This window comes from Mycobacterium sp. (assembly GCF_032161845.1).
GTDB lineage: Bacteria > Actinomycetota > Actinomycetes > Mycobacteriales > Mycobacteriaceae > Mycobacterium.
This window is the reverse complement of sequence record NZ_JAVRQA010000054.1, coordinates 1-8,514: the sequence shown is the minus strand read 5'-3', so window position 1 is coordinate 8,514 and position 8,514 is coordinate 1. Positions and strand designations below refer to the sequence as shown.

Below are 8,514 nucleotides of genomic sequence, written 5' to 3'. Positions count from 1 at the left end.
CGGGGGCTCAGCCGTCCACCACGCCCGGTTGGACCAACGGGCTGAAACGAGTGCCCTCGCGCTTCCACAGCACGCGGCCCGTCGGATCCACGCCACGGGTGATCAGCTCGCGCTTGAGAATCTTGTTCGTCGCCGTGCTCGGTAGGTCCTCGGCAATCCACACATAGCGTGGGCGGGCCTTCGGGGACAGATCCCGCTGAGCCTCGAGGAATGCCTCGAACTCCTGGGGGGTCAATTCGGCGGCATCGCGAAGCACGATCGCGGCCATCACCTGATCGCCGACGTACTCGTCGGGCACCGGATACACCGCCACCCGACTGATCGCGTTCAGCCGCAACAGAATCCGCTCGATCGGGGCACTGGTCAGATTCTCACCGTCGACCCGCATCCAGTCAGCCGTGCGGCCGGCGAGATAGATCCACCCGTCGGCGTCCCGATAGGCGAGGTCCCCCGACCAGTACATCCCGTCGCGCAACCGCTCCTCTGTCGCGCCCGGATCGTTGTAGTACCCGCGAAACAGTCCACTCCCGCTGGTGTTGACCAGCTCCCCCGTCGCCTCGTCCGCGTTGACGAGGGCGCCCGTCTCGTCGAACTCTGCGACCGCGCACTCGACGACGGTCTCCGGGTCGTAGATGGCGACGCCGGGGAACCCCTTGCCGATCGAACCGGGTGGGCAGTCGTCGGGCCGGGTGATGATCACGGCCGTCTCGGTCGAACCGAAGCCGTCCCAGACGGCGCAGCCAAAGCGACGACCGAACTCCGCGATGTCGCGGTCGGCTGCCTCGTTTCCGAACGCGATCCGCAACGTGTTGTCGCGGTCGTCGGGCTGCTCCGGGGTGGCGAGGATGTAGGCAAGCGGCTTGCCGACGTAGTTCATGTAGGTGGCGCCATGTTTGCGGACGTCAGGCAGGAAGCGGGAGGCGGAAAACGCGGCAGGGACCATGGCGGCGCCGGCACCGAGCGCCACGCTCCAGCCGGCGTAGACGGCGTTCGAATGGAACAACGGCATCGCCAGGTAGCAGACGTCGGACCCGCCGACGCCGTACCGCTCGACCAGCGCGCTTCCGGCGAACAGGACCATCGCGTGGGGCACCTCGACCGCCTTGGGCTCACCGCTGGTGCCCGAGGTGAAGATCATCATGAACGTGTCGTCGGCACCGACCTCGCGATGCGGTACCAACGGGGGCGCGGCGTCGATCCGGTCCGCCCAGTCGTCGGTGCTGACGTCGAAGACGGCGACGCCGGGCAGGTCCAGGTCGTCGAGCAGGTGCCGGAGGTCGGGTGCGGTGAGCAGCAGCTGGCAGTCGACGCGAGCGATGTCGCGGGCCAACGCCTCGCCGCGTCGGGTGGTGTTGATTCCGCACAGGACGTATCCCCCGAGGCCCGCCGCGGCCAGGGCAGTCAGCATGTCCGGGGTGTTGCCCATCAGTACGCCGACGTGAAGCGGCCGCGACGGATCCGCGGCCGCGATGACGGCTGCGGCCTGCGCAGTCGCCGCCGCAATGTGTTCCCGCCACGTCCACGACACGTCTCCGTACTTGACGGCGACCGAGTCGAGGCCAGCCCTCGTGCGAAGCAACTGCTGGAGTGTGTCCGCCATCGTTGGCTACCTCGTCCCATGCGTGAACAGAACCTAGAAAGTGTCTACCGCCGACCTGCCACACGGTACCGTCTGGCAACAGGCAGAATGCATCCGTCCCACCCCGTCTCGTCGCGAAACGAACAGGAGTCCGCCGTTGACGAACGCCGCCGCACCCCGGCCGGCATCCAAGAGCGTGCGTGATCGGCTCATCGATGCAGCCGAAGTATGCTTGCGCGCCAAGGGCATTCGATCGACGACGGTGTCCGAGGTCGCCGAGGTCGCCGGCGTTTCCCGGGGCTGGCTGTATCGGCATTTCCCCGACAAGAACTCACTGCTCGGAGCGGCCATCGTGCGCCTCAACGAGGCGTTTTGGTCGGACTCGCACGCCATGCTGGAGCAGATCGTCGGCCTCGACGAACAAATCGCCGCGGGTATCCGCCACGGCCGCACGGCCTACGCCGATCCGGGCGCACTTCTGATGAAACTCCGGTTGGACGAACCAGAGGAGTTCGCCGCGTGCGCGGGTGCGGGTGTCCAGGGGCTGGTGCCCGACCTTGGCGAGTTCTGGTCCCGATATCTGGTCGCTGCCCGTGATCGCGGCGACATCCACGCCGACGCGAACATCGACGAAGCGTCGGAATGGGTTGCCCGCGTGCTGCTTTCACTGGCCACGGTACCCGGAAAGCACCTCGACCCCACTGATCACGACGCAGTGCTCGCGCACGTCCGCCGCTACGTCATGCCGGGTCTTCGGGCCGACCCCTCATTGACCTGAATCGCCGTCAGTTCTCGCGTCTCGAACCTTCTCCAGACGCGAAGAGCCCCCACCGATGGCAGGGGCTCTCGCGACTCGACTAGCTAGTCGGAATCAGCGCTCTGCGGCGTGTTCTTGGAGACCTGCACCAGGAACTCGTAGTTGTTCTTCGTCTTGCGCAACTGGCTCATCAGCAGGTCGATCGCCTGATGCGAGTCGAGGCCCGACAGGACGCGGCGCAGCTTGTGCACGACCGCGAACTCGTCGCTGGACAGCAGCAACTCGTCCTTGCGGGTGCCGGACGGGTTGACGTCCACCGCGGGGAAGACGCGACGCTCCGCGATCTTGCGATCGAGCTTGATCTCGGCGTTGCCGGTGCCCTTGAACTCCTCGAAGATGACGGTGTCACCGGTGGAGCCGGTCTCGACCATCGCCGTGGCGATGATCGTCAGCGAGCCACCGTCCTCGATGTTGCGGGCAGCACCCAGGAAGCGCTTCGGCGGGTACAGCGCCGTCGAGTCGACACCACCGGAGAGGATGCGGCCGGAGGCGGGCGACGCGTTGTTGTACGCGCGGCCGAGCCGGGTGATGGAGTCGAGCAATACGACGACGTCCCTACCCTGCTCGACGAGACGCTTGGCGCGCTCGATGGCCAACTCCGCGACCGCGGTGTGGTCTGACGGCGGCCGGTCGAAGGTGGAGGCAATGACCTCACCGTTGACCGAGCGCTGCATGTCGGTGACCTCTTCGGGTCGCTCGTCGACCAGCACCACCATCAGGTGGCACTCCGGGTTGTTGACCGTGATCGCGTTGGCGATGCTCTGCAGGATCATCGTCTTACCGGCCTTGGGCGGCGAGACGATCAGGGCGCGCTGGCCCTTGCCGATCGGCATGATCAGGTCGATGACCCGGGTGGTCAACCGGTCGGGAGTGGTTTCGAGGCGCAGCCGTTGGTTCGGGTAGAGCGGCGTCAGCTTCTGGAACTCCGGACGGTTCCTGGCATCTTCAACGGGACCGCCATTGACCGAATCCAAGCGCACCAGCGGGTTGAACTTCTGCCGCGGGTTCTGGTTGCTGTTGTTGCCACCGCCGCCTTCACCCTCGCGGGCAACGCGGACGGCACCGGTGATGGCGTCGCCGCGGCGCAGGCCGTTCTTGCGAACCATGTTCATGGAGACGTAGACGTCGTTGGTGCCTGCCAGGTATCCGGAAGTGCGGACGAACGCGTAGTTGTCCAGCACGTCGAGGATGCCGGCCACCGGCTGAACGACGTCGTCTTCACGCAGTTCGGTGTCGCGGTCCTGGTTGCCGCCGCCCTGGGCGTCACCGCGCTCGCCGCGCCGCCTGCGATCGCGGAACCGGCGACCGCGCCTGCCCCCGCGGCCGTCGCCGTCGTCGTCATCATCGTTGTTGTTGTTGTTGTTGTTCGAGTTGTTGGCGTTGTTGCCGCGGTTGTTGCCGCCGCCGTCATTGCCCTTGTTCTGACGGTCGTTGTTGTTCTGACGGTCGTTGTTGTTCTGGCGGTCGTTGTTCCGCGCACCGTCGGACTGGGCAGAGTCCTTCTTGTCACCGGTGGTCTTGTCGCCGCCCTTGTCTGCCTCGTCGGCAGTCTTCTTCCCGGGCGCCTTCTGCTCGGTCGCGGCCTTCGCCTCGGGAGCCTTGTCCTGGGTGTCGTCGGTGGCGGCCTTCTCGCCGGACTCCGGCGTCTCGACCGCGGCACCTGCACCGCGGGAGGCACCGCGGCGTTCGCGACGGGGGCGCGTGGGCGGCTCTGGGGCGTCACCTGCGGCAACGTCGGCCGTGGGCGCCGACTGCTCGGCGGCCGGGGCGGCCTCGGCGGCGGCTTGCTTCGCCGCGGCACCTGCGCCGTTGGTCTCACCGCGATGCTCGCGAATGGCAGCGATCAGTTCACTCTTGCGCATGCCCGACGAGCCCTTGACGCCAAGCTGGCCAGCCAGCGCACGGAGGTCGGGAAGAACCATCGCAGTAAGCGAGGTGGGGCGGTCACCGGCGGCGACCACGGACGTCGCCGGGGCCTCCGCGGGGGGCGCGGCGGCGGGCTCTGCCGCAGGCGCAGCCGAAACCGCTTCCGAGATTGGTGAATTCACGGGGTTCGACAGCTCGACGTCGTCGCTGCTGCCACCGGCCGTGATGAGGTCCGTATCAGTCACGGATTTCCTTTCTTTCCCTCGCTGATCCGATTCTGCGAGGGTTCGTCGCATTCAGCTAATCCGCTAAATGCCGGCTACTGAATGCCTTAATTCCACCATTGCCTGTACGTCCATTGCTGATGCAACGGTGATCGCCGGGGTTCTCCACCATGCGGGGAACCGTCGTCCACGAGAAGGATTGGTAGTCGTCCTAGTGTAGGCGCAGACACAGATGCCGCGATTGCTGGACGAAAGCGAGAATAACCCGCATCGCCGCTGGAAGCAAGAAACACGCCTGATTCTCGTGTGGCGCCTGTCAACTACTCAGCCCTGGGTGGTGAACTGGGTCTGGCCGTCGACCACTGCCGAAGACCCCCAGCGGACACGCTGGCCGACCGACATCTCGCTGACGGAGAACCCGTTCGCGGCGCCGTACTCGACGGCCTCAGCCGGCAGCTCTTGCTCAGTACTGAATGCAATCACCGCAGGCCCGGCGCCAGAAAGCACCGCTGCCACGCCACAACGGCGCAGGATGTCGAGATATTCCGCGGAGGCGGGCATCGCCGCCGCACGCTGCGGCTGGTGCAAGCGGTCCTCGGTGGCCGCCATCAGCAGATCGGGGCGTTCGGTCAGAGCCACCACCAGCAACGCGGCCCGACTCAAGTTGAAGCGCGCATCGGTGTGGCTGACCTGGCTGGGAAGCACCGCTCGCGTCTCCGCGGTCGACGAACGCACCTCGGGAATGCCGGGAAACAGATGAATGTCCGGATGCAACCGCAACTGTGCTGCGGCGTATTGGGGCAACGGCCCTTCGCCCCCGGTCCAGGACACCACCGGGCCACCGAGCACGGCCGCCGATGCATTGTCGGGGTGGCCTTCGAACTCAGATGACAGCTGAATGAGGTCGACGTCCGACATTGGCGTCGAACCAGATTGCGCGACAAGACCGTTGGCAGCCGCAAGGCCGCCGACGACCGCAGCGGCCGACGAGCCGAGCCCACGTGAGTGCGGGATCGCGTTGCGGCACCGCACGATCAGGCCCTCGGTGCGCACGCCCGCCGTCTCCAGACCATGCTCGATGGCGCGTACCACCAGATGGGAGGAATCCAGCGGAACCTGGCCCGCGCCCTCGCCTTCAACCTCGACGCGGAGGCCGGACGCCGTTGTCTCCACGTAGATTTCGTCGTACAGGCTCAGCGCCAGGCCGAGGCTGTCGAAGCCGGGGCCCAGATTGGCACTGGAGGCGGCGACGATCGAGGTGGCCGCCAGCCCGGCGGGGAGGATCTGCATCACCAACGCATTGCTCCGCTAGACCAGCCCGAGTTCGGCGGCAACGGCGATGGGGTCGACGGCGATCGCCGTGACGGGAGGCAGTTCCTTCAGCGCCGTGTCGGGGTCCTTCAGTCCGTTGCCCGTGACCGTGCACACCACGGTGGAGCCCTTCTTCACCCAGCCGTCGTCGATCGACTTGAGCAGGCCAGCGATGCTGGCCGCCGATGCAGGCTCGACGAACACGCCTTCGCTGCGCGCCACCAGGTGATAGGCGGCGAGGATCTCCTCGTCCGTCGCGGCCAGGAACCTGCCGTCGGACTGCTGCTGTGCCTCCACCGCCGAGTTCCACGAAGCGGGCGAACCGATTCGGATCGCCGTCGCGATGGTCTCGGGATTGGTGACCGGTGCACCGGAGACCAGGGGTGCGGCACCAGCGGCCTGGGTTCCGAGCATGCGGGGCAGCTTCTGCGCGAGCCCGTCACGGTGGTACTCGGTGTAGCCCTTCCAGTACGCGGTGATGTTGCCCGCGTTGCCGACCGGCAGGGCGTGAACGTCGGGGGCCTCACCAAGGGCGTCGACGATCTCGAACGCCGCCGTCTTCTGCCCCTCGATCCGATATGGATTGACCGAGTTGACCAGCGACACCGCTGGGAAGTCGGCCGTCAACTTGCGTGCCAGCTCGAGACAGTCGTCGAAGTTTCCGTCGATCTGAATGATCTTGGCGCCGTGCATGACTGCCTGAGCCAGCTTGCCCATCGCGATCTTGCCCTGCGGGATCAGCACCGCGCAGGTGATGCCCGCCCTTGCCGCGTAGGCAGCTGCCGACGCCGAGGTGTTCCCCGTCGACGCACACAACACCGCCTTCTGGCCGCGCGCCACGGCCTCGGTCACGGCCATCGTCATGCCGCGGTCCTTGAACGAGCCGGTGGGATTGAGTCCCTCGACCTTCAAGTACACCGTGCAGCCGGTCTGCTCGGAGAGCCGCTTGGCGTCGATGAGCGGCGTGCCGCCCTCCAGCAGGGTGATCGGAGTCCAACCGTCCTCCATGGGCAGCCTGTCGCGGTATGCCGCGATCAGACCGGGCCAAGGCTGGTGGACAGCAGCCTTCCCCGTCGCTTTGCTCGCCCCGGTCGTACGGGAGGGGTTCATTCGTCGGTCCCTTCCAGTCGCAGGACGCTGTTGATGCTCTCCACGACGTCGAGATCCGCAAGGGCCTCAACCGTTTCCGAGAGAGCGGCGTCGGTGGCTCGATGGGTGACGACGACGATGCGGGCGCCGCACCGCTGCCCCCCGTCGTCGACCATGCCCTCTTGGCGAACTTCCGCGATGCTGACCTCACGCTTGCCGAACTCCGCCGACACCGCCGAGAGCACGCCGGGCCGATCGGCCACGCTCATGCTCACGTAGTAACGGGTCGGAATGAATCCGATGGGAGCGATGGGCAGTTGGGCGTACTTCGACTCGCGCGGTCCGAGACCACCGTGTACTCGGTTGCGAGCGGCCATGACGAGGTCACCCATGACCGCGGAGGCCGTCGGTGCGCCGCCGGCGCCCTGCCCGTAGAACATCAACCGACCGGCTGCCTCCGCCTCGACGACGACCGCGTTGAATGCCCCGTTCACCGAGGCGAGCGGATGCTCGCGAGGAACCAGCGCCGGGTAGACGCGGGCCGAGACACGCTGCTGGCCTTCATCATTGGTGATTCGTTCGCAGATCGCGAGCAGCTTGATTGTGCAGCCGAGCGCCCTTGCGGACTCGAAGTCCGCCGCCCCCACCTTGGTGATGCCCTCGCGGTAGACGTCGTCGGCAGTCACCCTGGTGTGGAACGCGATCGAGGCGAGGATGGCGGCCTTCGCGGCGGCGTCGTAACCCTCGACGTCGGCCGTCGGATCCGCCTCGGCGTACCCGAGCGCGCTGGCATCGGCCAGGGCCGACGCGTAGTCCGCGCCCGTCTCGTCCATGGCCGAGAGGATGTAGTTGGTCGTGCCGTTGACGATCCCCGCGACGCGCAGCACCGTGTCGCCGGCCAATGACTGGGTCAGCGGCCGGATGACCGGGATGGCACCGGCCACCGCAGCCTCGAAGTACAGGTCGGCGCGCGCCCTTTCCGCGGCCTGTGCCAGCTCACCGGTCGACTGGGCCATCAGCGCCTTGTTGGCGGTGACCACCGACTTGCCGCGCTCCAACGCGGCGAGGATCGCCTTGCGCGCGGGCTCGACGGGGCCCATGAGCTCCACGACGATGTCGACGTCGTCACGTGAGACCAGTGCATCGATGTCGTCGGTGAGCATCTCGACCGGCACGCCGCGGTCGGCGGCCACCCGCCGGACGCCGATGCCACGCAACTCGAGCGGCGCACCGATCCTGGCCGCAAGGTCGGGCGCACTCTGCTCGATGATTCGCACCACTTCGCTGCCCACATTGCCGAGTCCCAAAACCGCTACGCCGACCGGCTTCTCGTTTTCCACCATTAGTTGGTTACCTCCAGGCTCAAAAGATCGTCGACCGTCTCACGCCGCAGAATCACGCGCGACACTCCGTCGCGCACGGCCACCACGGCGGGGCGGCCAAGCAAGTTGTACCGGCTCGACATCGAATAGCAGTACGCGCCGGTCGCGGCGACCCCGATCAGATCACCGGGTGCGATGTCGTCGGACACCCAGGTGTCGCGGACGACGATGTCACCACTCTCGCAGTGCTTTCCGACGATCCGGGCCAGTACGGGCGCTCCGTCGCTGACGCGCGACACCAGGCGG

Annotated in this window: 6 protein-coding genes and 1 pseudogene; 1 reads left to right on the top strand and 6 read right to left on the bottom strand. The window is 66.9% G+C overall.

Going from position 1 to position 8,514, the window contains the following annotated elements; all coding sequences use genetic code 11:
* Positions 1–7: 7 nt before the first annotated feature.
* Entirely contained in the window at positions 8–1,600 is a 1,593-nt protein-coding gene (fadD1, locus tag QOD90_RS03220) for a fatty-acid--CoA ligase FadD1 (RefSeq protein WP_526346606.1), read from the bottom strand.
* A gap of 136 nt (positions 1,601–1,736) precedes the next feature.
* Here fadD1 and QOD90_RS03215 point away from each other — a divergent pair, with 136 nt between their 5' ends.
* Positions 1,737–2,357: a TetR/AcrR family transcriptional regulator gene (locus tag QOD90_RS03215; protein WP_526346604.1), complete on the top strand. Its 621-nt coding sequence runs from the start codon at positions 1,737–1,739 to the stop codon at positions 2,355–2,357.
* 83 nt (positions 2,358–2,440) lie between these two features.
* Here the strand turns inward: QOD90_RS03215 and rho are convergent, their stop codons facing one another.
* The 5 genes and pseudogenes from rho to QOD90_RS03190 all read right to left on the bottom strand — a co-directional run.
* Positions 2,441–4,507 carry a transcription termination factor Rho gene (gene rho, locus QOD90_RS03210; RefSeq protein WP_526346602.1) on the bottom strand — a complete coding sequence of 689 codons (2,067 nt, stop codon included), beginning with the start codon at positions 4,505–4,507 and terminating at the stop codon, positions 2,441–2,443.
* A 303-nt stretch (positions 4,508–4,810) separates the two neighbouring features.
* The gene (gene thrB, locus QOD90_RS03205) at positions 4,811–5,779 is read right to left on the bottom strand and encodes a homoserine kinase (protein WP_526346600.1); all 969 of its coding nucleotides are present in this window, start codon (positions 5,777–5,779) and stop codon (positions 4,811–4,813) included.
* 15 nt (positions 5,780–5,794) lie between these two features.
* A complete protein-coding gene (thrC, locus tag QOD90_RS03200) occupies positions 5,795–6,907 on the bottom strand; it encodes a threonine synthase (RefSeq protein ID WP_526346598.1) in 1,113 nt (370 codons plus the stop codon).
* Positions 6,904–8,229 (bottom strand): homoserine dehydrogenase, encoded by a 1,326-nt coding sequence (locus QOD90_RS03195; RefSeq protein ID WP_526346596.1) that lies wholly within the window; start codon positions 8,227–8,229, stop codon positions 6,904–6,906. Before QOD90_RS03195 ends, thrC begins: the two co-directional genes overlap by 4 nt.
* Positions 8,229–8,514 (bottom strand): annotated as a pseudogene (locus tag QOD90_RS03190) (diaminopimelate decarboxylase); the annotation flags it as partial. The gene QOD90_RS03195 and the pseudogene QOD90_RS03190, both read right to left, overlap by 1 nt.